24 protein-coding genes are annotated in these 26,847 nt (G+C 37.1%); 4 read left to right on the top strand and 20 right to left on the bottom strand.

Features of this window, described 5'->3' with window-relative positions; all coding sequences use genetic code 11:
- Nucleotides 1-733: 733 nt before the first annotated feature.
- The 13 genes from EGI26_RS19605 to EGI26_RS19545 all read right to left on the bottom strand — a co-directional run bounded on the left by EGI26_RS19605 (nt 734) and on the right by EGI26_RS19545 (nt 14,481).
- Complete coding sequence (locus EGI26_RS19605; protein WP_255080773.1) at nt 734-1,951, bottom strand: exo-beta-N-acetylmuramidase NamZ domain-containing protein; 1,218 nt, start codon at nt 1,949-1,951, stop codon at nt 734-736.
- Between the two features lie 27 nt (nt 1,952-1,978).
- Complete coding sequence (locus EGI26_RS19600; protein ID WP_255080772.1) at nt 1,979-2,536, bottom strand: hypothetical protein; 558 nt, start codon at nt 2,534-2,536, stop codon at nt 1,979-1,981.
- Nucleotides 2,537-2,582: 46 nt separating this feature from the next.
- Nucleotides 2,583-2,942 carry an iron chaperone gene (locus EGI26_RS19595; RefSeq protein ID WP_255080771.1) on the bottom strand — a complete coding sequence of 120 codons (360 nt, stop codon included), beginning with the start codon at nt 2,940-2,942 and terminating at the stop codon, nt 2,583-2,585.
- Nucleotides 2,939-3,304, bottom strand: coding sequence for an iron chaperone (locus tag EGI26_RS19590; protein ID WP_255080770.1), 366 nt, complete (start codon nt 3,302-3,304; stop codon nt 2,939-2,941). The genes EGI26_RS19595 and EGI26_RS19590 overlap by 4 nt, the downstream gene beginning before the upstream one ends.
- Before the next feature lie 6 nt (nt 3,305-3,310).
- Nucleotides 3,311-3,733: a VOC family protein gene (locus EGI26_RS19585; RefSeq protein WP_255080769.1), complete on the bottom strand. Its 423-nt coding sequence runs from the start codon at nt 3,731-3,733 to the stop codon at nt 3,311-3,313.
- Nucleotides 3,734-3,744: 11 nt separating this feature from the next.
- A complete protein-coding gene (locus tag EGI26_RS19580) occupies nt 3,745-4,194 on the bottom strand; it encodes an SRPBCC domain-containing protein (protein WP_255080768.1) in 450 nt (149 codons plus the stop codon).
- 194 nt (nt 4,195-4,388) lie between these two features.
- The gene (purL, locus tag EGI26_RS19575) at nt 4,389-8,096 is read right to left on the bottom strand and encodes a phosphoribosylformylglycinamidine synthase (RefSeq protein ID WP_255080767.1); all 3,708 of its coding nucleotides are present in this window, start codon (nt 8,094-8,096) and stop codon (nt 4,389-4,391) included.
- Between the two features lie 141 nt (nt 8,097-8,237).
- Entirely contained in the window at nt 8,238-8,882 is a 645-nt protein-coding gene (locus EGI26_RS19570) for a DUF2490 domain-containing protein (protein WP_255080766.1), read from the bottom strand.
- A gap of 12 nt (nt 8,883-8,894) precedes the next feature.
- Complete coding sequence (locus tag EGI26_RS19565) at nt 8,895-9,512, bottom strand: DUF4956 domain-containing protein (RefSeq protein WP_255080765.1); 618 nt, start codon at nt 9,510-9,512, stop codon at nt 8,895-8,897.
- Nucleotides 9,484-10,281, bottom strand: a complete 798-nt coding sequence (locus EGI26_RS19560) for a polyphosphate polymerase domain-containing protein (RefSeq protein ID WP_255080764.1) — start codon at nt 10,279-10,281, stop codon at nt 9,484-9,486. Before EGI26_RS19560 ends, EGI26_RS19565 begins: the two co-directional genes overlap by 29 nt.
- Entirely contained in the window at nt 10,271-10,768 is a 498-nt protein-coding gene (locus EGI26_RS19555; RefSeq protein ID WP_255080763.1) for a hypothetical protein, read from the bottom strand. The genes EGI26_RS19560 and EGI26_RS19555 overlap by 11 nt, the downstream gene beginning before the upstream one ends.
- 66 nt (nt 10,769-10,834) lie before the next feature.
- Nucleotides 10,835-12,100 carry an aminotransferase class V-fold PLP-dependent enzyme gene (locus tag EGI26_RS19550; RefSeq protein ID WP_255080762.1) on the bottom strand — a complete coding sequence of 422 codons (1,266 nt, stop codon included), beginning with the start codon at nt 12,098-12,100 and terminating at the stop codon, nt 10,835-10,837.
- Between the two features lie 209 nt (nt 12,101-12,309).
- Nucleotides 12,310-14,481, bottom strand: coding sequence for a DUF5916 domain-containing protein (locus EGI26_RS19545; protein WP_255080761.1), 2,172 nt, complete (start codon nt 14,479-14,481; stop codon nt 12,310-12,312).
- Between the two features lie 150 nt (nt 14,482-14,631).
- On the opposite strand from EGI26_RS19545, the gene EGI26_RS19540 reads away from it, so the two are divergent.
- A complete protein-coding gene (locus tag EGI26_RS19540) occupies nt 14,632-15,147 on the top strand; it encodes a peptidylprolyl isomerase (protein ID WP_255080760.1) in 516 nt (171 codons plus the stop codon).
- 348 nt (nt 15,148-15,495) lie between these two features.
- On the opposite strand, the gene EGI26_RS19535 is transcribed toward EGI26_RS19540, so the two are convergent.
- The 6 genes from EGI26_RS19535 to EGI26_RS19510 all read right to left on the bottom strand — a co-directional run bounded on the left by EGI26_RS19535 (nt 15,496) and on the right by EGI26_RS19510 (nt 22,713).
- Nucleotides 15,496-16,557, bottom strand: a complete 1,062-nt coding sequence (locus tag EGI26_RS19535; RefSeq protein WP_255080759.1) for an acyltransferase — start codon at nt 16,555-16,557, stop codon at nt 15,496-15,498.
- A 17-nt stretch (nt 16,558-16,574) separates the two neighbouring features.
- On the bottom strand, nt 16,575-18,188 hold the full coding sequence (locus tag EGI26_RS19530) for an OmpA family protein (protein WP_255080758.1): 1,614 nt from the start codon (nt 18,186-18,188) through the stop codon (nt 16,575-16,577).
- 100 nt (nt 18,189-18,288) lie between these two features.
- Nucleotides 18,289-19,308 (bottom strand): uroporphyrinogen decarboxylase, encoded by a 1,020-nt coding sequence (hemE, locus tag EGI26_RS19525; RefSeq protein ID WP_255080757.1) that lies wholly within the window; start codon nt 19,306-19,308, stop codon nt 18,289-18,291.
- Between the two features lie 114 nt (nt 19,309-19,422).
- Nucleotides 19,423-19,896 carry a thioredoxin family protein gene (locus EGI26_RS19520; RefSeq protein WP_255080756.1) on the bottom strand — a complete coding sequence of 158 codons (474 nt, stop codon included), beginning with the start codon at nt 19,894-19,896 and terminating at the stop codon, nt 19,423-19,425.
- Nucleotides 19,897-20,097: 201 nt separating this feature from the next.
- Nucleotides 20,098-21,165, bottom strand: coding sequence for a branched-chain amino acid aminotransferase (locus tag EGI26_RS19515; RefSeq protein WP_255080755.1), 1,068 nt, complete (start codon nt 21,163-21,165; stop codon nt 20,098-20,100).
- A 132-nt stretch (nt 21,166-21,297) separates the two neighbouring features.
- Nucleotides 21,298-22,713 (bottom strand): S41 family peptidase, encoded by a 1,416-nt coding sequence (locus EGI26_RS19510; RefSeq protein WP_255080754.1) that lies wholly within the window; start codon nt 22,711-22,713, stop codon nt 21,298-21,300.
- Nucleotides 22,714-22,891: 178 nt separating this feature from the next.
- Here EGI26_RS19510 and menD point away from each other — a divergent pair, with 178 nt between their 5' ends.
- On the top strand, nt 22,892-24,586 hold the full coding sequence (gene menD, locus EGI26_RS19505) for a 2-succinyl-5-enolpyruvyl-6-hydroxy-3-cyclohexene-1-carboxylic-acid synthase (protein WP_255080753.1): 1,695 nt from the start codon (nt 22,892-22,894) through the stop codon (nt 24,584-24,586).
- Here menD and EGI26_RS19500 read toward each other — a convergent pair.
- On the bottom strand, nt 24,576-25,298 hold the full coding sequence (locus EGI26_RS19500) for a hypothetical protein (RefSeq protein WP_255080752.1): 723 nt from the start codon (nt 25,296-25,298) through the stop codon (nt 24,576-24,578). The genes menD and EGI26_RS19500 overlap by 11 nt on opposite strands.
- Nucleotides 25,299-25,530: 232 nt before the next feature.
- On the opposite strand from EGI26_RS19500, the gene EGI26_RS19495 reads away from it, so the two are divergent.
- Nucleotides 25,531-26,070 carry a hypothetical protein gene (locus tag EGI26_RS19495; RefSeq protein ID WP_255080751.1) on the top strand — a complete coding sequence of 180 codons (540 nt, stop codon included), beginning with the start codon at nt 25,531-25,533 and terminating at the stop codon, nt 26,068-26,070.
- 147 nt (nt 26,071-26,217) lie between these two features.
- Entirely contained in the window at nt 26,218-26,532 is a 315-nt protein-coding gene (locus EGI26_RS19490) for a hypothetical protein (RefSeq protein ID WP_255080750.1), read from the top strand.
- The last annotated feature ends 315 nt before the right edge of the window (nt 26,533-26,847 follow it).

The following is a 26,847-nucleotide window of genomic DNA, read 5'->3' as shown; positions in this document are numbered from 1 at the left end:
CCAGTGTCAATTGAAACCGTACCTTAAAAATATGATGTTGAATTCCCTCCATCTTTAAAAGGAGGTAAACTGTATATTCAGAAATAGTTACATTTAATTAAAAATACTATAACTATGATATTAGTTAATTGCATTATATTTGTTGATATTTAAATAGTCAATGGTATGAAGTATTATATCCCAGGCATGATTTCTTTGGTTATGATCCCAATAATTTTGATTGCAATTTTCACGAATTCCTTCTCAGAAAGGAATTTGAAAGTAATCAAATTAAATATGCCGACTACAAATCAAAACGAAAATCTTGAATTTTCAACTTATCATCTTTATCACGGTGTAGAATTAGATACTTTTCATATAGAGAGAATGAATTTAGTTTCGATAGAGAAGCAATTTGATAAGTTGTCTTGTTTGAGGTCTGATTCTTTATTCTTAAAGAGAAGCAGAGCTAATTTCAAAAAAGGATTAATTTTTAAAATAAGCTTGAATACTGACTATGGAAGTCTTGTTAACCTTTTAAATAATTGTATCAAGTACGATTTTGTTTTTTTTGGTCTTGACCTCGCGGAGGACAATTTTGTTGTTTATGAGATATTCAATGATAATTCAAATAATAATGAAATATCTATAATACTTTAAAAATAGAACAACTTTTGCAAAATTATGACCTTCTCTACTTTGTTTTTGCTTGTCTGTTTTCGTGTTCAACTCATTTTAAACAATACCATCTCGCTCAATCATACAAAACATACTTCAATCTCATTTTTTTATATTCTGAAAGGCCTGGTTCCCACGATTTTTGAATTTCCTCGGCGGTTTTTCCTTCTTCTATTTGTTTTCTGAATTCGTAAACACCAGCCAAGAAATCTATGTTACCCATTTGTTTGCTTTGGGTTCTGTCAAAAAACTTGGCTTTGTCTGGGTAGGCGTTGTAGAGGTCAATCATCCATTGGAGGTTGATTCGCTTGGTTTTTCTCAGATTTTTGATGTCGTATTTCATCAAATCTAGCCCATAGCAGGTTTCGTTCATGTGCAAGGGCGACTCGCTCATGCCTGGTATGCTTTTGGGCGTAAAGTTGAAAGTATATTTGTCTTTTAACAAAGGAGCTCCCAGAACCGTAAATGGTACCTGCGTGCCGCGGCCTTGGCTCAGGATAGTGCCTTCAAACATACAAGTGGCGGGGTAGAGCATAATACTCTGTTGGGTATTGAGATTTGGAGATGGTTTTATGGGTAAAATATACTCCATATCGTGCTTATAATTAGCCACTTTCACTATTTCGAGTTTGCATTTGGCTTGATTGGGTAGCCAACCTTCTCCGTTTATCATTTGGGCAAATTCAGCTATGGTCATGCCGTGTGCAATCGGAATCGGGAATTGCCCGATGCCCGATTTTAGTCGCATATCCATAATGGGACCGTCAACGAGGTAGCCGTTGGGATTGGGTCTGTCGAGAATCAAGAGGATTTTGTTGTGCTCAGCACAGGCTTCCATCACATCCCGCAAAACATTGATATAAGTATAAAATCTACACCCAACGTCTTGAATATCAAACACCATGATGTCCACATTGGCCAAGTCTTCGGCAGAGGGCTTGCGTTTTTTGCCGTAAAGCGAAATGATTTTTATACCTGTCGCAGCATCAATTTCGTCACTGACTTTTGCTCCATTCGAGGCATTTCCTCTAAAGCCATGCTCAGGGCCGAATACTTTCACGATTTCAATTCCTAACTTTTGAAGGCTATCCACCAAGTGGCTTTTGCCAATAATAGTGGTTGGATTTGCCAGAATTCCAACTCTTTTGCCTTTCAGAATCGACAAGTATTTATCGGTTTGTTCGGCTCCGGTTTTGATGGGTTCTGCTACACTATTGTACGCTTTTTGGGTGCATTTAAACCCAAGAATAAAGACCAAGCCAACAAATAGGAAGGAGATTTGAAGTTTTTTCATAAAAGGTAAACTGTAGAAAACGTATTTTTAGTATTCTAAAACGTCGTCAATCAAATACGAATTGCCAGATTTAACAACTTTGATGTCTCTTTTGTATTTGGCTTTAAATTCGGTATCTTCCAAAACAACATCAAAAAGCAAGGTGTCAGCTGTGGCTGCGGTTTTTAGGTTACAAGTGGTTACCTTTACTTTTCCCCAATCTTGGCTCGCAATCAGAAACCCATTTCCAATTCCTGCATATTTTATATCATATTTTCCAGACCACTTTTCTTTGAATTTTTCCTCAGTTATTCCGCCATCGAAATCTATACTGATGGCATCAGTTTTGTATTCTTCGTAAGCAGGCGTATAAATGCTTGGTTTTTTGTCTTGGTTTTCGTTTTCAAAACGCGGGTCTGAGAATTCGTTTTCAATGCTTTTTATTAGCCATGATTTTGCGTCTACACTTACCAAGGCTTGGGCTTTGTTTATCGAGTCAAGTCGTAGAGAATCCTGTATAGCCAGCGTATCTATGGTGTCGTTTTGAGAATTTGTACAAGAAAGGATGATAGAAAGAATGAAAAGAAAGCCAAGTGTTTGTTTCATTTTTGATTAGAAATTTTGAAATTTTAGGTGGATGTAAAAGTACTCCTTAATTTTTCTTTTTCAAAAAATCTTCCTCTAATCTGAATTGTACTATTTTTTGTATGAGAGCCTTAGGGATTGGCCGGTCAATTGGAAACTGAATGGCTCCTTTTGAGTATTTGTAGTCGCTAAGTTCAGATTCAAATGCCAAAATTCCATTTGGCGTTGGGTAAAAACCTATATGGTTTTTGTTGGCGGCAAAATATACAACTATCCCGTTTTGTCTGTAAGCGGGCATATTATAACTGATGATTTCTTTGCAATTTGGAGCAAGAGATTTTATAATTTCTCTAAGCCCTTGCATTTTGATTTGAGCATCTTCAGGAAAATCCAAAATGTACTCTTCAACGTTGGTGTATTTTTTCATTTCATTTTTTTTAGGTTTTCGCTTACACGAAATTCTAAAATTTCTTTGATAAAATCAAGCGGAAGGGCTTTGTTATGAGGAAATTGAACTGAACCTCTTCCTGTTTTGTAAGGTTTGAATTTTTCTAAAAAATCAGGATGAAGATTGGGCACTGAAAACAAACCAATGTGATTTTTAAAGGCTGAAAAGTAAACAAGTATTCCATGGAATTTGTAAGATGGCATTCCGTAACTTATGTATTCTTCAGATTCAGGAGCAGTACTTTTGATGAGTTCGCGAATTTGCAAAAGCCTTAGTTTGACATCTGCAGGAAATGCCTCAATGTATTCATCTACAGTAGTATATGCAGTAGATTTCTCCATCGTTAATCAAGCATTTCTGAGTTTTTCAATGTCAAATTTCTTCATTTGCATAAATGCGTTCGATACTCTCCCAACTTTAGTTGGGTCAGACATGAGTTCTCCCAAAATACTCGGAACAACCTGCCATGAAACGCCAAATTGATCTTTCAGCCATCCACACATACTTTCTTGGCCGTTTTCTGTTAGTTTTTCCCAGTAATAATCTATTTCGGCTTGGTCGGCACAAGTAACTACAAACGACACTGCTTCGTTGAAGTTAAACATTGGGCCACCATTGAGACCCATGTGCTTTCTGCCGTTCAGTTCAAATATAACCACCATTGGGTTTTCTGAGAGGATTTTGGAGTTTTTGAAAATACTGCAATAAAATTCTGCGGCTGCCTTGGCTTTTCCGTCAAACCATAAACAAGGGTAGATGTCTTCTGTCATATCGTTTTTGGTTATTTTTCACAAAGATTTTTAAGAGATTGAAGAGCACGAGGCCACATTTCCTCAAACATCGGTACATACTCTGCTGTAGTGTTCATTTCAACCAAAAGCTCGGTTTGATTTTCTTTTGGTAGCAAAATGTAGTTTTCAAACGAAGGCGTCCATTTTTTTACTTCCTCACTGGTGGTGTCTATGATTCCTTTGCTGATCATTCCGAGATGCTCAATCGAAATGAATTCGTATTCGACGTTTTCCTTAATTCTTGAATACATGCCGCCCAAGTTGCCGTCTTCATCTGGGCCAAGGAAATGTATTTCACTGCCTTTTTCCCAAGAACCCTCATAGTGTGAACCTTCTGCAAACTCTTTGGTCCAGATTCTATATGTAGCATCTTGAAGCATGGTGTTCCATACTTTTTCTCTGGTGGCATTAATAACAATTGAGAATTTTATAACTTCCATATTTGTCAAAGCTTAAATGTATTTAAAGATACAAATGTATTCCATCTAACACCTAATATGATTAGCTAAAAAAGACAAATTATGGGCGATTTGCGACAAATTTGAGCGTACAAAGTATTTTTTATGAAACACCTAAACACATAGGACACAAAAGAAACCTATGATATCTATATGTCTATGTATTTAAAAATAAACTATTTAGCGTTTTTAGCATCCACCCACTTCTTAGCATTTACAAATCCTTCCAACCAAGGACTCACTTCGTCTTTTTTGCGGTCAGCTGGGTAATGTGCCCAGTTCCAAGGGAAAGTAGAACGCTCAATGTGCGGCATCATCACCAAATGTCTTCCTGTTGCATCGCACATCATGGCGGTGTTGAAATCCGAGCCGTTAGGATTGGCTGGGTAACTTTCGTAGCCATATTTTCCTACGATGTTGTATTTTTCTTCTCCGTAAGGGAGGTTGAATTTTCCTTCTCCATGCGATACCCAAACACCCAAAGTAGCTCCTTCCAATGTCGAAAGCATAACTGAATGATTTTTCTGAACTGTTACAGATGTGAAAATACTTTCATGTTTATGCGACTCATTGTGAAGCATTTTGCCGTGGATTTCGTGTTCTGGATTGATTAATTCCAATTCCATAAACAGTTGACAACCATTGCAAATTCCAACCGAAAGTGTATCTTCTCTCGCAAAGAATTTTTTTAGGGCCATGTTTGCTTTTTCGTTGTACAAAAATGCTCCTGCCCAGCCTTTGGCTGAACCCAAAACGTCTGAATTTGAGAATCCTCCAACCGCACCAATAAACTGGATGTCCTCCAAAGTCTCTCTTCCTGAAATCAAATCTGTCATGTGAACGTCTTTCACATCAAAACCTGCAAGAAACATAGCATTGGCCATTTCTCTTTCAGAGTTGCTGCCTTTTTCACGGATGATGGCTGCTTTGGGCTTTTTTATACCACTTATTGTAGATGGTTTTTCTCCTGAAAAATGCTGTGGAAAAGTATATTTTAAAGGCTGGTTTTTGTAGTTTTCGTAACGTGCCTCAGCTCTTCCATTTTTGGATTGGCGACGGTCGAGTAAATATGAAGTTTTAAACCAAGTATCTCTTAACTCGCTGATATTAAGGTTAATTTCGTCAGAATTATGTTTTATGGAAACTGAATTTCCTTCGACAACTTCACCTATTTTAAATAATTCAATTCCTTTGTTTTTAAATTCTGTTTCTATTTCTGAACCAGCCTGCAAAACCAATCCAATGTTTTCTGAGAAAAGAATTTGAATGAAATCGTTCTGAATTCCCCCTTCGGAGGTTAGGGGGCTCAAATCATATTTAGCTCCCAAATTCACATCTGCAAAGCTCATTTCCAAAAGAGTGGTAACTAAACCACCACTTCCGATATCATGACCAGCTTTTATTTTGTTGGTTTTAATTAAATCTTGAATTAGGTTAAAAGCAGTGGCGAAATATGCTGAATCTGTTATGGTTGGTACACTTTTTCCTACTTTGTTTAGTATCTGTGCAAATGAACTTCCACCTAGTTTAAAACTATCTTTTGACAGGTTTACATAGTAGATGTTCCCGCCATTTCTTTGTAAAACTGGCTCGACCACTTGTTTGATATCAGAGCAACTTGCACCTGCTGATATGATAACCGTGCCTGGAGCAATTACCTCATCGTTAGGGTATTTTTGCTTCATCGAAAGCGAGTCTTTGCCTGTAGGAATATTAATTCCTAACTCAATAGCAAAATCAGAACAGCCCTTTACTGCTTCATATAATTTGGCGTCTTCGCCCTCATTTTTACAAGCCCACATCCAGTTGGCTGAAAGCGAAACTGATTTTAAGCCGTCTTTTAAAGGAGCCCAAACGATGTTGGAAAGTGCTTCGCCAATGGCATTTCTAGAGCCAGCCACGGGGTCTACCAAAGCTGAAACAGGTGAATGACCGATTGTGGTGGCTATTCCTTCTTTTCCTTTAAAGTCAAGAGCCATTACGCCCACATTGTTGAGTGGCAATTGCAAAGGTCCCGCACATTGTTGTTTGGCTACTCGGCCACCCACACATCTATCCACTTTGTTGGTCAACCAATCTTTACATGCAACTGCCTCTAATTGAAGTACTTGCTTAAGGTAGCTCTCTATATTCTCTGTTGAATATGCTAAGTCTGAATAATTTCTGTCAATGGTTTTATCGGCCATGATGGTTTTTGGAGAACTGCCAAACATGTCTTCTATGGCAAAATCCATAGGTTTTATGCCCGTTGACTTCGACTCAAACGTAAATCTGTGGTTGCTGGTTACATCACCCACCGTATACATAGGTGAGCGTTCTCTATCTGCTATAGTTTTCAGTGTAGCCAAATCTTTTTCACCAATTACTAATCCCATTCGCTCCTGTGATTCGTTACCAATGATTTCTTTTGCAGAAAGTGTTGGATCGCCCACAGGCAATTTGTCTAAATCTATCAAACCACCAGTTTCCTCTACCAATTCAGAAAGACAGTTGAGGTGACCGCCAGCACCATGGTCATGAATCGAAACTATTGGATTATGCTCGGCTTCCACCAAGCCTCTGATGGCATTGGCAGCTCTTTTTTGCATTTCTGGGTTTGATCTTTGAACGGCATTCAACTCAATACCTGAACCAAAAGCACCAGTGTCTGCCGATGAAACAGCTGCTCCACCCATACCAATTCGGTAATTTTCTCCTCCTAAAATCACAACTTTGTCGCCTTCGGTTGGAGACTGTTTTATGGCTTGGCTGGCTTTTCCGTAGCCAATTCCGCCTGCCATCATGATTACTTTATCAAAACCCAACTTACGAGCATCTTCTGTATGTTCAAAAGTCAAAAGTGAGCCAGATATAAGCGGCTGGCCAAATTTATTCCCAAAATCTGAAGCACCGTTGGATGCTTTTATCAAAATATCCATTGGGGTTTGGTACAACCAAGGGCGTGCCTCCATGCCGTTTTCCCAAGGTCTATCTTCGGCAAGCCTTGAATAGGATGTCATATATACGGCCGTTCCTGCCAAAGGCAAAGAACCTTGTCCACCAGCCAAACGGTCGCGAATTTCGCCACCTGCTCCAGTTGCCGCACCATTGAAAGGCTCTACTGTCGTTGGAAAATTATGTGTTTCGGCTTTGACTGAAATAACCGATTCGAACTCTGTTTCTTGGTAAAAATCGGGTTTATCAGCGGATTTTGGGGCAAATTGAGTAACAATAGGTCCTTTTACAAAAGCTACATTGTCTTTATAAGCCGATACGATATCGTTTGGATTTTCTTGAGAGGTTTTCTTGATTAATTTAAAAAGAGAGCTCGGTTTTTCTTCACCATCTATCACAAAAGTTCCATTGAAAATTTTGTGACGGCAGTGTTCTGAATTTACTTGTGAAAAACCAAAAACTTCAGAATCAGTGAGTTTTCTCCCTAGTTTTTTGGCCAAATTTTCAAGATATTCCACCTCTTCTTGACTCAAAGACAATCCTTCTTTTTTGTTATATTCGTCAATGTTTTCAATTTCAAGAATCGGCTCTGGCTGAATATTAATTGTATAAATGGATTGATTCAGTTCAGTATATTTCTGTGATAACATCGGGTCAAAATCCTTGAAATCAGCAGCAACAGCATGAAATTCTTCGATTCTTACTATTCCCTCTATTCCCATATTTTGGGTAATTTCTACCGCATTTGTGCTCCAAGGGGTTATCATCGCCGCTCTTGGACCCACGAAAACTGCATTTAGTTGAGCATCAGGTTGATTTACTTTCGTAAACTGATTTTCGGCCGTAGCATTAAACAACCAAAATAATTTCGGGAGGTTTTCAGGTGCTATAACATCGAGGGTTTGAACTGCAAAAACGGTATCAGATTGGCTTCCGAAGAAATGAATCATTTTATCTTTGATTGGAATGAACTGCAAATTTAATTCATTAAAATAAAGAATACCAGAAAAAAATGGGGTAAAAGTAAGTGGCCTTGGGTATGCTTTTGTTTAAATAAAAAAGACCACCTTTTGGCGGTCTTTGAAGTTACTTTACAGTTTCAGTTTATATGCTAGGCCAATCACTGGTCCGTAGGCCTCGGTGCCGACCAAGTCAATGTCTTTAAATATACTCAAATCAACTCCATTTTTCTTATTGATTTTGTAGCTAACTCCGGCTTTTGGACGTAGTTGATCTAAAGTTCCACCAATTTGGAAAAAGAAATCGTTGGATATATAAGGCGTAAACTTCGATTTGTTTGAGTAAGAGGCTTCTATTTTGTCTCTGATGTAGCTGGCGTCAAACTCTGTTACTCCATCGTTGTCTTTAAACTGGTGCTGATATCTCAGCCTGTTTTCAAGTTTAATAGGGCCAAACTTTTTACCATAGCCTAGGTCGGCATAAAATCTATGACGATTTTTAAATTCTTTGGTTTCGTCTTTTCTCCTATTTGCAAATCGATAATAAACCGCGACATCGAAGGCTTTGGAGATTTTGTATTCTCCGCCCAGCTCAAACATGTAGGTTTGCAAGTACGAAATGTTGTTATTAAACCTCAGTTGCCCGGTGGCATTAAGTGTTATTTTTTTGGTTACTTTTTTCTCCAAACTCACTCCACTACGTAATCCTAAGCCGTCTTGTGCGAGCGTAATTTTTGCACCTAAACATATTAGAGCTAAAAAAAATATTTTTTTCATTCTTAAGCGTTTTTAATTTTCGTAGTAAAAAATGGTAATCTGTGTGGCATCTTTCAGAAAATCAATCTCCTGTATATTAACTCTGTGTATGTTTAAGCCAGTTCTTTGTTTCAAATCTAGCAAAAGTTCTTCTCTTCTCTCAGGAGTAATAAGCTGAATTTTATCATAAGTTATGATTTTGGTATTCTCTTTTTTCATCAACCAGCCTCCTTCAAGTAAAGCCGTTAGGCCCAGCAGTATTAAACACATGATGCCGAGGTCGTCCCAAGAACCTTTACTAATGGCCGTTATGAGGCCCAGGGCAATGGAGAAAAACAGGTAGGTCATGTCTTTAGCCGATATGTTTTCGGTACGGTACCTCAACATCGAAAATACTGCAAAGAGTCCGAATGCCGCCCCCATGCTCATCTCTACTTTGTTGAGCAGGTAGGTTATCAAGAAAATGATGATGTTGAAGCCGAAAAAGGTTAGAAATAGGTCAGTTCGGCGATAATGGCGGAAATAAATGAACCTAACTAGGATAAATACTGCCACTATATCAACCAAAAAACGCGATAAAAATTTGAAGGAGACCTTGTCAAACCATTGGAATGTTTCGGTGTCAGATACTAGCTCTTGCAAAAGAATCATATTGGGTTATTATTTTTTTTAGATGTAAAAATTTGGTTTTAAATCGGTTATGTTTCACTTCTTGGTCTGTGCTCATTACACCAAGGCAATATTTGCTAATAGACCCTGAGCGTAAATGATATTTTTTGAAAATGTCGATAATTGGTGACGATCCCAGCCTTTCTTGCTTCACTTCAGCCACTACCAATTGGTTGTAAACTACCTCGTTTTGGTCTTTTATGAAAGTCAAATCCAAGTCCATGGTCAGTCTTTCTTTCGAAGTTTTGTTTACCAAGGTCATCCTTTTATAGTTTACCATAAGGTTTCCTTTGAGCTCATTGGCCGACAGTGGCGTGGTTTTTTCTAAGAAATCTGCTTTTTCTTTATTTAAAACTTCCTCAAAAGTATTGGGTTGTTTTATTCTCGTTTTCAGTGTTCGGCCTTTATTGTTTTTATGTTTTATTTCAAAAAAAGAAAGGTTAGAACCCACATAGTTTCTGAATCTCACCTTGTATCTGTTGAGTCGTCCTGACTGATGCGAGTGATAAAGTTGGTAATCTTCGGTGTCGTAATACAGTGTTTCGTAAGAGCAAAGACGTTCATTGTTTATTTCTAGAAGCTTGTAGAATGGCCGAGCTTCTTGAAGTACATTCGGAAGTAAGTTTAAGGGAATCAGGTACTTAACGTCCATTCTGTCCATGAGTTTTACGCTGTCCATTTGGTCCAGCGTAATCTTCTCAAAGAGCCAAGCTTCCTCATTTATTTTGTCAAGCAGACTTTCAGTATTCATATTGGTATGTTTTGGTCTGGATCAAGTTGCCTTTGGCATCGAAAGTCTTTTTCTCTTTTCTCAAACCCTTGCCGTTGAAAGTATATACGGACCTGCTTACTAAAATGTTATTGCCGTTATAAATATTTTCTTCGGATTTTTCCTCGTCGGAGTTATACTTGTAGGTTTCTTTGGCTATTTGTTTACCGTTGGTGTCATAACTTACTTTCTCACTTTTCTCGTTGATGTTGTTATATTTATATACTGTTCTTTCTTTTATTTTTCCGTTGTTGTCAAAGTTTATTTCTTCTAAGATATTGCCATTTTTGTCGTATTTCAGAAATGCATCCTTTATCGGTTTTCCTTCTTTCGTAACTGTCTCAGTAATAGCCTTAACCTTATTGTTTTTGATATCTTTTTTTGATTGTGCCGCAGCATTTATGCCGATGAAGAAAAAAGTGGGAATGAAAACGATTAACAAAAAACGATTGGCGAAGGGAGAATTCATTTGTTTTAATTTAGGTTAATCTTTAATACGTTTTTAGATATACAATTGTTGTCTTAATCCTCAAAACTATATCTTCGCCAAGCTTTTCACAGCCGCCACAAAAGCATCCAATTCGGCTGTGCTGGTATAAATATTTGGTGTAATTCTGCATCCGAATACACTTTGGCCTTCTATTCCAACTGTCCATATTTTATGATTGGCCAATAATTTTTCGGCCATTTCAGTAGGCGTCATGTTTTTTAACCCTACATTTCCAATCCCACAAGCTCTTGTGTTATCATTTGGAGTATTTATCGTTACGTTAGGCACATCATTGAGGCGTTCCATCCAATAATTTCTGATGAATTTCAGGCGAGCCTCTTTGCGTTTTATGCCAATAAAGTTCAGATAATCAAGAGCATTCATGATGCTGATTTCGGTATGTACTGCTGGAGTACCTGTGTGCACCACCCTCCGAATATCGTCCTGCGGGTATCCATTATCGGCAAATAACGCCCACAGGTTTTTAATTTTATCTTTCTTGATATATAGAAAACCGGCTCCAAGAGGTGCTGAGAGCCATTTGTGGAGGCTGGTGCCATAATAGTCGCAGTTGAGATCAGAGATTTTGTACTCAAACTGACCAAATGCATGGGCTCCATCTACTACCACATCTACGCCGCGGCTGTGGGCCATGTCACATATTTTTCTGATTGGAAGTATTTGTCCAGTAATATTAATGATATGGCTCACCATCAAAAGGCGAGTTTTCGGTGTAATGGCCGACTCATACATTTTCACGATTTCATCATCGTTATTTGGGTGCATAGGCACAGACAAAATCCTGTTGGTCATGCCATATCTCTGAGCCATTAGTTCAAAGTGCTGAATCATATAAGGATAGTCCTGTTCAGCCATAATAGACTCATCTCCAGGCTTCCAGTCATAGCCTGACACAACCGTATCAATTGATTCAGTGGTGTTTCGGGTTACTATTATTTCTTCGTATGCACATCCTGCTGCTTCGGCTAGTTTGGTTCTGACTTTTTCATTATCCGGAAATCTCATCTTACGCATGTAGTAGGAGCCGAGCATGTTTACTTCCTCAATGTTTTTCAGAAAAGCATTCTTGATTGGTGTCGGACTTATGCAGTAATAACCATTTTCGAGATTGATAAATGAAGGATTAAGTTTATAGTCACCTCTGATTTTTTTCCAAAAGGCTTCATCTTGGGCTAATTCTTCAGCTGAAAGATGCTCTTTTTCTTTCAATAGAGAATGAAAAGATTTACTAAAAACCGGCGAAGAAAGTGCCGACAGTCCAATAGTTTTCAAGAATTGCCTTTTATCCATGATTGAGGTTTTATAAAGCAATTTACTGAAAAATCTAAAAGAAGCCGGAATTAAGCCATTGAACTTTAAAGAAATTGTCGTTAAAAAAAAATTTGATTCTTAAATAGCGAGTACCTTTTTTAACAACAATTTGGTTTTCACTTAAAGATTTAAGCTTATTTTGAACCAATTAACCCCCTTCGACTTCGCTCAGGGCGAGAATTAACCAACTACACATTCCACCAATAAGTAAATTTCAATACGATAGCCCTGTTTTTTGGTGCAAAAGTATCTGCAAAATAATTGTCAGTATAAACCAAATAAAGGTCAGAGGCTGGGCTATAACGCCATTGAAACCTTGTGTTTATGTTGAAGTTATTCGTTTGGTTGTTATACTGCATAAAATTGGTAAAAAACATCTTGTTAGATAAAGTTACGTCTAATCTTGGCCCTAAAAGCCAGAGATTGTGGGTGGTCTTTTTTAATGCTTCTGGCAGGCGTCTGTCTTGTTCAAAGGTCAGCTTGTTAAAATTGCTTTTAAGTGCAATAGAAACATAAGGTTGAAATCTATAGGCTACTTCGGTGTCGAGTCTAAGTCGTTTTCCATCAGCATAATAACCTCCGTATCTGGTCTCAAATCCATAGGTAAAAACGGATTGTGGTTTAGAGGTAAACATGGTTCCCCAAGATTTCCAGTCATGTTCTTGGCCTGAACTCAAATATTGTTTTTTGTATCCTGTTGGGTCAAAATTACCTGTTAGTTTTACATAATCGGTAGCTCTCCAAACTGTAAAAGTTGCCTGTGTTCTCATATTGAATTTATAGAAAATCACATTGGTATTTTCATTCATATCTATTTGTGCCTTCGACAGATAAAACGATAACATTATGCTAGGACCATGAGACAGTACTTTACCGCCTTTCGGGAAGAACAGATAAGAGGCCTCAGGTCGTAAGTGTATGTAGTTGTTACGTCTAACATATCCCACTTCATTGGCTTTTACATCTGTGTCAACCGTTTCCATTGTGCCAGATAATATTAATTTCTTTGTCGTTCTTGAGACTGTAAGCGAAGTTACATTATTCTGACCTTTTATTTCTGGCGAAAATGTCTTAAACATAAATGCTTTTCCTAACCACTTATTGTCTGCTGAGGCCAGATAATATTCTAAGCCAAAAGTTCTGTTGAAATCCGCCAATTTATTTGTTGAGTCATGATTCTTTCGTAGAGTAGTTTCTCTATCTACGTAAATAGCACCTATATATGACCTCTTGAAAATTTTTCTTTGCGTAGACAATACTGTGTAATTGGAGCCTGCCACACCATCAGAATTTTTGCCTGTGAGCATGTTCATTCCGCCAATTCTCCAGTTGTCATTCAACTTCCCTGATACTTTAGAACCATAATATATCGGAGCGTCTAGGCCTACTCTTCTTGAGAAAAAAGGACGTAAACTGGCTGAACCAAAATTGTTAAAAATGTCTCCATTTTCTATGAAAAATTGTCTTCTTTCAGGGAAAAACAACTCGAAGCGGTCAAGGTTAGTTTGTTGTACATCCACTTCTACTTGAGAGAAATCGGGCAGTACCGTTAGGTCGAGATTCAGTGAGGAAGTCAGCCCAAACTTAGCATCAAATCCTGCTCCAAATTCGCCTTTGGGATTCGTTTTGGCTTCATGGTTTTTGTTGACCCCAGTCGTTATAAACGGAATCACACTGATGTTTGCACCAGGCGATGGGGGAGGCGTGTCCCAAACCAAATTACCTGTAAATGCCAAAGAGGCAGTAGGGAACTGCCTAGGAATAGGTGTCCAAGAAGACTTTTCTGTAGTTTTTAGGTCTAATCGACTGAAGTTTATACCCCACACTGTCGTATTTTCTTTATATCTCAAGGTCTTAAAAGGAATGGCGGCTTCCCAAGTCCATTGGTTTTCGTCAAAATCTACCTCTGATTGCCATTTGTTATCCCAACTTAAATTCATGCCCGATCCACCTGACATTAGGCCATCCCACTGTCCCCCGCGGGCATTTGAGCCAAACGAGAAACCTGTGGTGAGGTCATTGAAAGTGTCAATAAAAAGCAGGTCATTGTCGTTTTTTCCAAAATTCCAGTCTCGCTTCATAGACTCTACAATGTTTGAGCCTTTTATATAATTGTAGTTGATAAATAAAACATATAGATTCTTGTCGTCGTAGCAAAACTTCACGTCGGTTTTAACTTTTGCTTTGCTCGTGTCCATCGGCAAAACTTGAAAAAAATCGGTTGCTATTTGAGCATTTGCCCAGGCTGTATCATCTGACTTTCCGTCAATTTTTATTTTGGTATCTACTTTTTTTATGTAGTAATTGTAATCGTTATTTTTTTTCTGGGCAAAACTTTCTGAAACGAATAAGAAGAGCATTAAAAGGCCTAAATAATTTTTTGACATAAATTTATTCGTAGTTTTGCTGTAAAATTTCAAAGCACAAAGGTAGCTTAATATTCTTTATCGGTGGAGAGCTTCATCTTTAAAATCCTTATTTTTATCTACTTTTAAAAAATCAAAAATAAAATGCAAATATCTGAAAAAAAAGTAGTTACGATTACATATGAATTGTATATACAAAGCCAAGAAGATGATTACGAAATAGTAGAAGTGGTGGGTGAAGATCAACCCATGGTGTATTTGGCTGGCCATAGTGGCTTGCCAGTTGACTTTGAAACCAAAATGGCCGGATTAAAAGTAGGCGATGAGTTTGATTTTGAACTTGGGCCACAGGAAGGTTTTGGCGATTTCTCGGAAGATGATGTGGCAGATTTTCCTTTGGATATGTTTAAAATAGAGAATGGTGAAATTCCTTCTGATTTGTTAGAGATTGGCAATTTTGTCCCTTTTACAAATGATGATGGAAGCCAAATCACAGGTAGAATATATGCGGTGGAAGGTGATATCGTACAGGTGGATTTTAATCATCCGTTGACGGGTAAAACGTTAAAATTTGAGGGCAAGGTTATTGGATTAAGAGACGCTTCTCAAGAAGAACTTGACCATGGACATGTTCATGGAGAGGGTGGAGTTCAGCACTAAGAAATAGCTATTAAATACTTGGCTGGCTTTTACAAAGCTGGCCTTTTTTATGTCCTAAAATTTTGTTCGAATTTGATAAGCTCTTTCACAAAAATAGGGATAGATAGTGGCCCTATTTTATGACATACATCGAGTCATTTTTTTTCTATACATATCGATACCTTTTATTAATCTCTAATGCTGTTACTTCGCAGTACCCTACGAGCAGGAGCTGATAAGTTTGAAAGAAAAGAATCGTGTTTTTTTATTGTTTTCCTGGGTAAACAGCACAATTACTCAATTTGAACTATTTGCGATCACCTTCACAATTCGTTCCATTCAGCTCAATTTTGCAATTGATGTTAATTTTTATCTTCCCCCGGTAGCGATGTTGTAAATTTTTGGAGTATATTTTTTTAATAGAAATCCAACCGATAAACTTAATGCTATGGTAAGAAGAGGAGCTAAAATATATACAGAAAAGGAAACAAGCTGGTTTTTGCCTAAAATATAAAATAAACCTTTTTTTGCCATGGTAAGGACAGGTTCATGAAATGCAAACAGAAAAAAGGAATAACTAAAAATGGGGTTAAGTTTAGTTATATTTATCTTGCCACGTAATTTGTCATAGATCGTCCAAATCGCTACTACGCCTACCAAAAGTGTGATTTTGTTTAGGAATGACATCCAAAAATCAAAGATACTAATTCCTTGAAAGAGAAAAATACTGTTAATTATCACAAGTAAAATCCAGAATGGAAATAGCAAATAAGCATATTTTTTCACATCGAATGAAATTAGCTTATCGAAAATAGCTAAATACCCGCCTAACATAAAGAACAACAATGAATCCGTGTTGATGAATCCGTAAAAATATCCGGAAATCCATGGAATAAATGCCAAAAAAACGGCCAATTCTCTTAGGTATTTTATGGTAAAAAATAGCAAAGGCGAAAAAACAACTAAGATAATCAGATCTCTTAAAAACCAGAGTTGAAAAGGTAGCGGATTTAAGAATAAAATTTTAAGAATTTCTTCCATACGCATATCTTTTATTAACCCATTGGTAAAAAAATTTTGAGACATAGGAAGAAATTGTAGAGCTGTGTAGAATAAAAGACCCCAGCTTGACCATATCAAATAAGGAATAAGAATTGTCTTTGTTCTTTTACTGATTTTGGCTTTAAATTCGGAGCGTGTTCCTTTTATATTTAAAAAGTATAAATAGCCAGAAATTATAAAAAATAGTGGGACTGCAGTTCTTGCTATACCTTGTGTGAAGAAGTCCTGGATGAATGAATTATAGCCTTTTGGCACAATTATATTGCCAGAACTTAGGTTTATAACCATGTTGTTGGAATGTAACACCACTACCAAAATCATTGATAGGAAAGATATTACAGTAAACTTCCTACTTAATTCTTTATTCATTTAAGGTTTTTAGAATCTTACTTTCTTTTAATTTCAAACTCCACCCTTCTGTTTTTAGCTTGTCCTTCGGTGGTTCCATTAGAGGCTATCGGTTTGGCTTCACCAAAACCAACACTTTTTACTCTATCCAAAGATACTTTTTTAAGAACAAAATAATCTCGAACGGCATCCGCTCTTTGTTGGGATAATCGGAGGTTAGCTTCGGCAGAACCTACATTATCAGTATGACCTTGTACTTCAATAACCATTGTAGGATTTTGGCTCATAACGGCTATCATGCGATCTAATTCGAAATAAGATTCAGGCTCAAGAGTAGCTTGCCCAAATTTAAAGAAAATATTATACAATTGGACTGTGACACCCGTTTGTATGGGTGCTATTGACAGATCGAGGTCTTTTATTTCCTTAAACGCCCCTTGGATGGTCAAATCAATGTTTTTTGAAACAGGTATGAAGTCTTTAGCCTCTGCTCTTATCGCATACCTGTTTCCGTATGGAAGTGAAATTTTATATTCGCCTGTAAGAGGATTGGAGTCTGCTACACCAAGCTCTTCTCCACTATCTAAGTCTTCATATATTATTTTTGCTTCTGCTGGTTTTCCTGTCTTTTGGTCTTTCACTACGCCGCTCAACAATATGGTTGGAGTAGGTGCAAGAATAGGAATTTCTTCTTTTTTTTCAGTATCTTTTTTGGTATCAATATTTTTTGAAGCCGTCAAAGCTGCATCATCAGAAGCTTTTTTTGCTTCTTCCCTCAATCTAATCTTAAACAAGTCAGACTTTCCAACAGCCTTGTTTTTGCTCGACATGTATCCAAATTCTCCTGAGGCTTCTATCGAAAAATACATCTCATCTTTGTCGGAATTTATTTCTTTACCTAGGTTTATGGGTTTATTCCATCCAGTCCAAGACTTTCCTTTCCTTTTACTGACCCAAATATCAAATCCACCTTCTCCGTTTTTTCTATCAGAGGAAAAATAAAGGGTATTGTTATCTGCGGCCAAAAATGGAGTAGTTTCTGAGCTCGGAGTATTTATGTCATTACCCAAGCTCTCTGGTTTGGACCATTTTCCTAATTTATCCAATATGCTTATATAAAGATCGTCTTCCTTTGAGTTTTTTTTCTCACTAAATGCCAATATCAGCACTTTCCCGCTATTGCTCAAAAATGCAGTAAGGAATTGCCCTTTACACATAGCATCTAGTTTGGGTATATCCAACTTGTTAGGCTGCTGCCAAGTAGTGCCTTTCTTTTTACTAATAGAAATCCCCACTTCGTCGCTTTTTCTTCCGTTTGTATATACTCCACGAATGAGGGCAGTGTTGCCGTCGGGTGTTATACTAAACAAGTCGTTATATCTGTCTTTGTTTATCGTATTAGCCATTTTGCGTGCCACTGCCCAGCGTTTATCGCTCATCAAATCAGAAAACCAAACATCGTTACTGCCATCTTTACCAAAGTTGTTTGATGGGTGGCTTACCCTTACAAAGTACAAAGTTTGACCATCAGGGGCGATTAGCGGGTGAATTTCGCTATACTCTGTATTTACGGCACCACCTAGTGTTTCTACTTTTTGGGCAAACGTTTGAATATAAGTTAGTAAGGCTGTGCACAACAATAGAATTCTCATTTGTGAATTGGAAATATTAACCAAATTTTGAAAATTGTTTTGAAACAAAAAAGGAATCTTGTTTTAAAGTATCAAACGGAAGTTTCTATGAAAAATTACATCAGAAAGCCTTTACCGTTTCAATGAAACATTTTACTTTCTCTGGGTCTGTGTCAGGGTAAACTCCATGACCTAAGTTCGCAATATATTTCTGTTTTCCAAATGCCGAAAGCATGGTTTTGGTATGTTTCTCAACTTCTGCTATTGGAGCGTATAATACACACGGGTCTAAGTTGCCTTGAAGAGTTTTGTTGGGTATCAGTTTCCTAGATTCAGAAATATCCATGTTCCAGTCTAATCCTACCACATTGCATGCTGTTTTGCCTATTTCTTCTCTGGCAAAAAATGCCCCCTTGGCAAAAACTGTTATTGGTGCTTCATTAATGGCATCGCATATTTGCGAAATATAAGGTAAAGAAAATCCACGATATTGTTCAGGAGACAAAATTCCCGCCCACGAATCAAAAATCTGTACCAAATCTGCACCATGAACAATTTGAGCTTTCAAATAGGCAATCGTAGCATCAGTGATTCTTTGCAAAAGTGCATGTGCTAACTCAGGCTCTGAATACATCATTTTTTTTGCTTTCGAAAAAGTCTTTGATCCGTGTCCTTCTACCATGTAACAGAATATAGTAAACGGAGCTCCAGCAAAACCAATCAAAGGAACCCTGCCATTTAATTCTTTTTTAACAATATCAATTGCATCCAAAACATAGACTAAGTGATCAACAGGATTTGCCTTAGAAAGCTTATCTAAATCCTGTATGGTTTTAATTGTTTCAGGGAAAAAAGGGCCTTTAGCCTCAATCATTTCGTAGGGTAAACCCATAGCTTCAGGCACTACCAATATATCTGAGAATATGATGGCTGCATCTACACCGAGTATATCTACGGGTTGTAAGGTAACTTCAGCGGCCATTTCAGGAGTTGTGGCAAGAGTTATAAAACTTCCTGCTTTTTCTCTGACTTTCCTGTATTCAGGTAATATTCTACCAGCTTGACGCATCATCCACACTGGTATTCTTTCTACTTGCTCACCTTTGGCGGCTCTTAATATTAAGTCGTTCTGTAATTTCATCTGACAAAATTACGCACAATATTATTTTTTGGATGAAAATAGAATGAAAAGATAAGCTGCATTAAAAAAAAATGCCCCGTTTGGGGCATTTTTAAGAAAGTACTTTAAAGTTTGTTATCTGTTTATAGCTAGACCGTCTTGTGTGTGTACAGGATAGATATTGTATTTTGCCTGCACTTTTTCAAGCTCCTTTTGTAAATACCCAGCTGGGTAAAATCCCTTAAACTTACCAATTTGACCATTTTTAGGGTCATAAACCAACATGGTCGGAAAAACATCAATAGAGAACCTATCTACAATTTCCATCCCATCAAAAGTGTCTATATCCACTTTGTAGACCAAGTAATTTTGGCTTAAATAAGCACCCAATTCTTTGTCAGTAAAAGTCTCTTTGTCAAGTTTCTGACAAGGAGCACACCAAGCAGCCCAAAAATCTAAAATGATTGGTTTTTTCTGTTTCTTCGATTCACGTATTACGTTATCGAAACTTCCTTTGTAAAATCCAAAACTTTCTGGTTTAGAGGTTTTGAATGATGCCAAGCTAGAGAAGGCAATTGAAATTATTAAAAAAGCAACGAGTTTTTTCATTATGCTATTGTTTTATACTCACTTTAGAGTTTGTCAATAACCTTGCCAAAATTTAAAATGTAGTTTTATTAGGAAAGTTTTATAAGAGTAAATCTATTTATAAAAATTTAATTTACAGTGTTTTAAGCATAAAAAAAGTCTAATATTTTTAATATTAGACTTTTTTATTTTTAAACGGTAGCAAAAAAAAGAGATTCAAAATTATACCTTCCAAACCCATCCGAAGGTATCAGTTACTTTACCTGTCCTTATATTGTTTAACGCATTTTTCAACCTAGTAGAAATTGAGGCATCAGTGATGGCTGGAAGCTCATAGTCTGTTCCTTCAAATCCAATTGCAGCGAAAGGAGATACCACTACGGCTGTTCCTGCCCCAAATACTTCGGTAACAGAACCATTTGAGATACCTTCAATAATCTCAGCTACCGGTACTCTTCTTTCTTCTACTCCTATATCCATAGACTTCGCTAATTGTATTAGCGTGTCTCTGGTTATACCTTTCAATATTGTTGTGCTTACTGCAGGTGTTATTATTTTGCCGTCTTTTACAAACATCACGTTCATGGTGCCAGACTCCTCAAAATATTTATGCTCAATAGCATCTGTCCAAAGTAATTGTGTATATCCTTGTTCAGCAGCCAATTTAGCTGGGTAAAGTGACGAGGCATAATTGCCTGCACATTTTGCATAACCAACACCACCCGGAGCTGCTCTTATAAACTCAGTCTCTACTTTTACTTTTGGTGGAGTAGAATAATATTTGCCGGCAGGACTCATGATGATCATGAATCTGTAGTTTTGAGAAGGCCTTACGCCCAAATATACATCACTGGCAAACATAAATGGTCTTAAATACAGTGAGTTGTCTTCTCCTTTGGGTACCCACTCCGCATCGATTTTTAATAATTCTTCCAAGCCCCCTATGAAGATTTCTTCTGGTACTTGTGCCATACACATTCTCTCTGCCGAAATATTGAATCTCTTGAAGTTTTCTAGAGGTCTGAACATCAGCACTTCGTTGTCTTCATTTTTAAAAGCTTTCATGCCTTCAAAAATTGACTGTCCGTAGTGCAACGAAGCTAGTGCAGGATTATAGGCAATATCGCCATAAGGTACAATTTCGGGAGTTTGCCAAACACCATTGACGCAGTCTGCCACTAGCATATGGTCGGTAAATAGTGTACCAAACGCTATATTGTCTGGGTCTAATTGATTAACTCTGCTTTGTTCAGATCGTCTGATTTTGATGTTCATTGTTTCTGTTTCCATTGTACCTTGTTTTATTAGAGTTTGCAAGTTATTTATTTTTTTTAAATTAGTTGTCAAAGCAAGTAATTTTTCTTAAAAAATTAAGAAAAAAAAATGCCTGAATTTGATTTTCAGGCATTTAAATTTAGTTTTTTATTTTTGACCGGGCAATTTGTCTATAAACATATCTCGAATTTCACGTTTCGGATTGTCCAAAGGATAGGCGGAATTTAGTATGTCCACTTTTTTTATTCCTTTTATTCTGGCATTAGCATTGTAATTACTGGCTGATAGTCCGGTTATTTGCTGAATTGCCACAGATAATAAAGTTTCGTTTTCGTCACCAAATGGCATAAATGGTATGGCATTGTCTGAAACTTTAACAGTAGGAGCAAAGCCGTCTTTGGTGCCATATTCTGACTGTCCCAATGAATTTACTGTTCTCAGTACAATCGGCTGCATTCCCCACTTCCATCTTTTTTTGTCGTCTGATAATGTTATTGATCCTACGTTTTTTCCGTAGGTATGGTCGCCGATTAATATTACATCCATGTAAGGCTTTAGGTTGTTTATAACCAATTCACTAGCAGAAGCCGTTCCTGTTGATGTAAGAACAAAAACTCGGTTTAGAGTACCCAAATTATTGGGCTCATTGAGCCAGTCGGTGTCAAATACATCATTACCATATTTGCTTTTGTAAGCCGAAGTAAGTTCCGTATTCCATTCTTGTTTACTCATTAAACTTCCTGGTTTTAGGTTTTTTACAATCAATGAGCTTATAATATCTGAAGAAGAGATGTATCCGCCACCGTTGTACCTGAGGTCAAGTACGAGCTCATTTACTCCTTTGGCTTTAAACTCTTTGAATACATTTCTGATATCGGCATCGTATTGTGTAAGGAATTGTAAATAAACCAAATAGCCTATTTTCTTATTTCCTTTCTCAATGATAGAATAGTGTTGGATAGGATTGGTTTGTACCTCCGCCTTTATCACATCAACAGTTTTGGCATTTGCTATTATTTCCGTGCCGTTGTAGTCGCCCAGAGTAAACTTCAGATTGTCTGTAGAAAAAGCAGCACTATAATTTTCTGGGGTTAATTCACTTCCATTTACTTTCACAATGAAATCTCCTCTTTTAATGCCGGCTTTGTCTGCAGGTGAGCCTTTCAAAGCATAAGCTACAGAAAGAGCTACTTTGGTTTTGGCTGTATTAGAATAAAATGGAGTAAAACGAATGCCTACAACTTTATTTACACCTTGTAATGATGCAGTCAGCTCCGCTACATCCTCTTGAATCCAAGAGAATCTATCTAATTCGCCTGCTTTTACAAGTATAGACTCAAAATAATCGGCTGGCACCAATTTATTGTCTGTGCTGGCTTTGGCTGTCAGTTGGTTTTCCCAAAGGTAATAACTTTTCATGGTGTCATATATCCAGCTATTTACATCTGCGTTAGGGTTTGTGGTGCTAGTGGTGTCATCAGTTTTTGGAAAAACTTCAGTCAATTTCTTACAAGAAAAGGAGGCCGAAATCAATAAGACAAAACTCCAATATTTGATTTTCATTTGATAAATGTGTTTTTTCAATTATACGTAAAACTAACATCAAAAGTTGTTTAGTCTAATATATAAAAAAGAAATTAGAAAAAAAACGAAGCAAATTCAACTTCTTTTGGTATTTCTTATGGTTTTTGAACTACAAAACAGGGTATAAGTTTAACTTTGTGAAAAATATTCTCGAAAAATGCCATTGCTTGAACCTCTATATAATATTGTAGAATTGTGTGCTTTGCACGGAATAAAAGAAGCTATCATTTGTCCAGGCTCACGCAGTGCTGCTCTCACTTTGGCTTTTGCTAGGAACACCAGAATCAACACGAGGGTAATTGCAGATGAACGCTCGGCGGCGTTTGTGGCTTTGGGCATGGCGTTGCAATCGGGCGAAACGGTGGCTTTGGTCTGTACATCTGGTTCGGCAGCTTTCAACTTTGCTCCAGCTGTAGCGGAGGCCTATTTTCAAGAGCTACCACTCTTGATTCTTACAGCAGATAGGCCGCCCGAGTGGATTCATCAGTACGACGGTCAAACGATTTTTCAAAAGGATATTTATGGTCGCCATGTCAAAAAAACCTTTGATTTGCCAGTGGATTATACCCATAAAGATGCTCAGTGGCAAGTAGAAAGAGTTACCAACGAGGCTGCGGCACTTGCTCAGACTTCACCAAAAGGCCCTGTCCACATCAATGTGCCAATTAGAGAACCTTTCTATCCTGAAGGAAATGAGAGAGTATTCCCGATCGTACGCAAAGTGGAATTTCTTCAAAAAAGTGCTGTTCTTGCTCCAGCTGCTTGGTCAGATTTAATGGATATTTGGCAAAAAACGGAGCGAAAATTGATAGCTATTGGACAAAATAAAGAGGATTTAGATGATGAATTGGGTGGATTAATTGCCGAAGAAGGAGTGGTAGTTTTGGCTGACATTATTTCAAATGTCAATATTGATGAAAAAATCTCTTCACAAGATGTTTTTTTAGGGAAAGTAGGAGATTCAAAACCAGATTTATTAATTACGGCAGGAAAATCTTTTATTTCAAAAACCTTCAAACAATATATCAGAAAAAATAAACCAACTTACCATTGGCATATTCAAGAACACCCTGATCTTATTGATCCTACGCAATCTTTAAGTCATAAAATAGAGGTTTCTCCCAAGTATTTTTTTAAAGAATTGTTAGAGACTCTGGACATGAAAAAACTAAAAACGGGAGATGAGGACGAGGAAAATGATTACTTTTTAGAATGGAATAGTCTAGAAGAAATTTCAGTAAGATATTTAAATAAATTTCTAAATAATGTAGACTTTGGTGAGCTCAAGGCCACTTCAATGCTGCTTGAAAGTTTGTCTTCGGAGTTTGTGTTGCATTTGGGCAATAGTATGCCGGTTCGTTATGCCAATCTTTTAGGAGGATTGTCAAAGGAAAGGTTTGAAGTAAGTTCAAATCGAGGAACAAGTGGAATTGACGGAATAGTAAGTACAGCCATTGGGCAAGCATTGAAAACATATAAAACTGTAGTTTGTTTGGTAGGTGATGTATCGTTTTTTTATGACAGCAATGCACTTTTTTATGGCGAATTACCCCAAAATTTAAGAATTGTATTGCTGAACAACGGAGGAGGAAATATTTTCAGAATTATTGACGGCCCATCGAAACAGGAAGAACTAGAGAGTCATTTTGTGACACATCAGGGCCGTACTGCAGAAAGTTTGGCGAAGGAGTCGGGAATTCGGTATTTGAAAGCCTCCAATATGATAGAGATGGCTGAAGGCTTGGATATCATGATAAAAGGCGACCCTAGAGCCGCCCTTTTGGAGGTTTTTACCGATGGCCAAGCGGATGCCGAAATATTTAAAGCCCTGAAAACCGGATTTACTTTATAAACGACACTCCTTGGGTTGGGTTTTCTAGAATCCATTCAGTAATCACGACGGTGTTTTTCTTGTCTTTGGTATTGATATAGTTTGACTCAACTGGTAGTTTGACTCCAAGTTTGGTATCAGCATATTTTTTATGATCCAATGTATGAGTAATGCCATTCACAATCCATGTTTCTCTTACTAAGAGGCCATTTGATTTATCAAAATAATATTCTCTTTTGATTCCAGTTTTTTCAATGGTCAATTTCGAGGTTGATTTTCCATCTATGCTAACGTCTATTGCACCTTCTAGTAATTTGTAACCTTTGACTTCAAAATTATAAAATGGCATAAGTCCATCTTTCACTTCAAGCATTAAATCGCTTTTTTCTTTTTCGTTTAGGTCTTTAGTAGTGTAAGAAGGAGCTTTGTCTCGGCTCCCCATCGGTATTTTTAACCATCCCGCATTTCCATTTAATACATAATAAAAATCACGATCAAGAATAGACTTCTTCCTTGAAAACTTATTTTCTCCACTTGCTATCGTTACTTCCTCATCGTAATCTGTGGCCGCATTGGCCTTGTAAGATCTTTTGTATTGAAAAGTTTTGATGGCTGAAATTTTGTCTTCACCACCAGCCGCCTCTAAAAATTTATTTACAACCTCTGCGGCTGTTTGAGCTTCGGTAAATAATGGCAAAACGGCCATCAAAATCAAGGTGCTTAGTTTTTTCATTGTTGTTGTATTTTTTTTTGTTCAAATGTAAAGGCAATAATCGTTTCTGCCAGTCAATAATCTATTTTTAACTAAACGTTAACGCATCTAGTAGGTTGTTTATTAACAAAAGTGTAGCTTTCTTGGGTTATTTTTTTAAAGAAGGAAAGGCTAAAAAATCTAACAATTGTATTATAAACTGATTAATGTTTTTTAAATTTGATTAATATTCTTACATCTAACCCCTAACAAAATGAAAAAAACTATTATCGGCGTTATTGTCGGAGCCCTCATTCTATTTATTTGGCAGTTTATATCTTGGGCTGCTGTGAATTTACATTCTAACACACAGCAGTATACTCCTAAACAGACCGAAATTTTGAAATATTTGGGTGACAACCTCGAAGAAGGCTTTTATTATTTGCCAGGCTCAGCCCCAGGTACATCCCAAGAAGAAATGCAAAAACAATATGAAGAAAGCAATGGTAAACCTTGGGCTCAAATCTATTATCATAAAGCTTTAGACACGGGAATGAGCATGAATTTGATGCGTGGCTTGCTAGTTGATATTTTAGCTGTTTTTCTTTTGATTTTTGTCCTGCAAAAGATGGGTAATCCAAGTTTTCAAACTATTGTTTTATCGTCTTTGTCGGTTGGGATGATTGGTTATTTGTCAGTTACTTATGTTAATTCTATTTGGTTTCAAACCAAAACCCTTGTGGATTTGCTCGATGCGGTAGTAAGCTGGGGTGCCATAGGGCTTTGGTTAGGTTTTTGGCTTAGAAGAAATTGATTATTGATAAAAACACACAAAAAAAGGAGCATCCGCTTAGTCATGGTCGGAAGATTAAATATCTTCCGGCCATTTTTTGTTATTAATGATTTGTCGTTGTCTTAGACTTATGAATTTGTATCTTTGGCTACGCTTTCTTAAAATCTAATGACAAATTTCAAGAACCACAAGGTATCAGTAAGCCAACTGATAGGGTTAATACCAGAGGCTTTATTAACCCACCTATCTTCTAATACGAATGTTGACTATTATACTAAAGTATTGCATGCCAAAAAGGTATTCTATCTACTACTTTATGGAATTCTAGACAATGAGAAACTAAGCCAACGCTCTTTAGAAGATACTTTTAACGATTCTGGATTTAAAGTACTGTTTGACTTAGATGAAAGGGAAACCGTAGTCAGAAGCTCCATTTCGGAAAGGCTTTCAAAGATTGACTATCATTACTTTATGGAATTCTAGACAATGAGAAACTAAGCCAACGCTCTTTAGAAGATACTTTTAACGATTCTGGATTTAAAGTACTGTTTGACTTAGATGAAAGGGAAACCGTAGTCAGAAGCTCCATTTCGGAAAGGCTTTCAAAGATTGACTATCATTACTTTAAGGAAGTCTATGAGTTCATCTACACTACTTTTTCAGATTATTATGCTTATAGTGAGCAGTTAAAGTACAATTTGATTCGGGTAGACAGCACCATGGTGAGTGAGATGTCTGGCAAACTTAAAGAGGGGCTCGATAATAAAAGCGGAAAGAAATCTGTAAAATATTCTGTGA

The organism is Lacihabitans sp. CCS-44 (assembly GCF_024343735.1).
Lineage (GTDB): Bacteria > Bacteroidota > Bacteroidia > Cytophagales > Spirosomataceae > Leadbetterella.
This window is presented reverse-complemented; position numbering and strand designations above follow the sequence as displayed.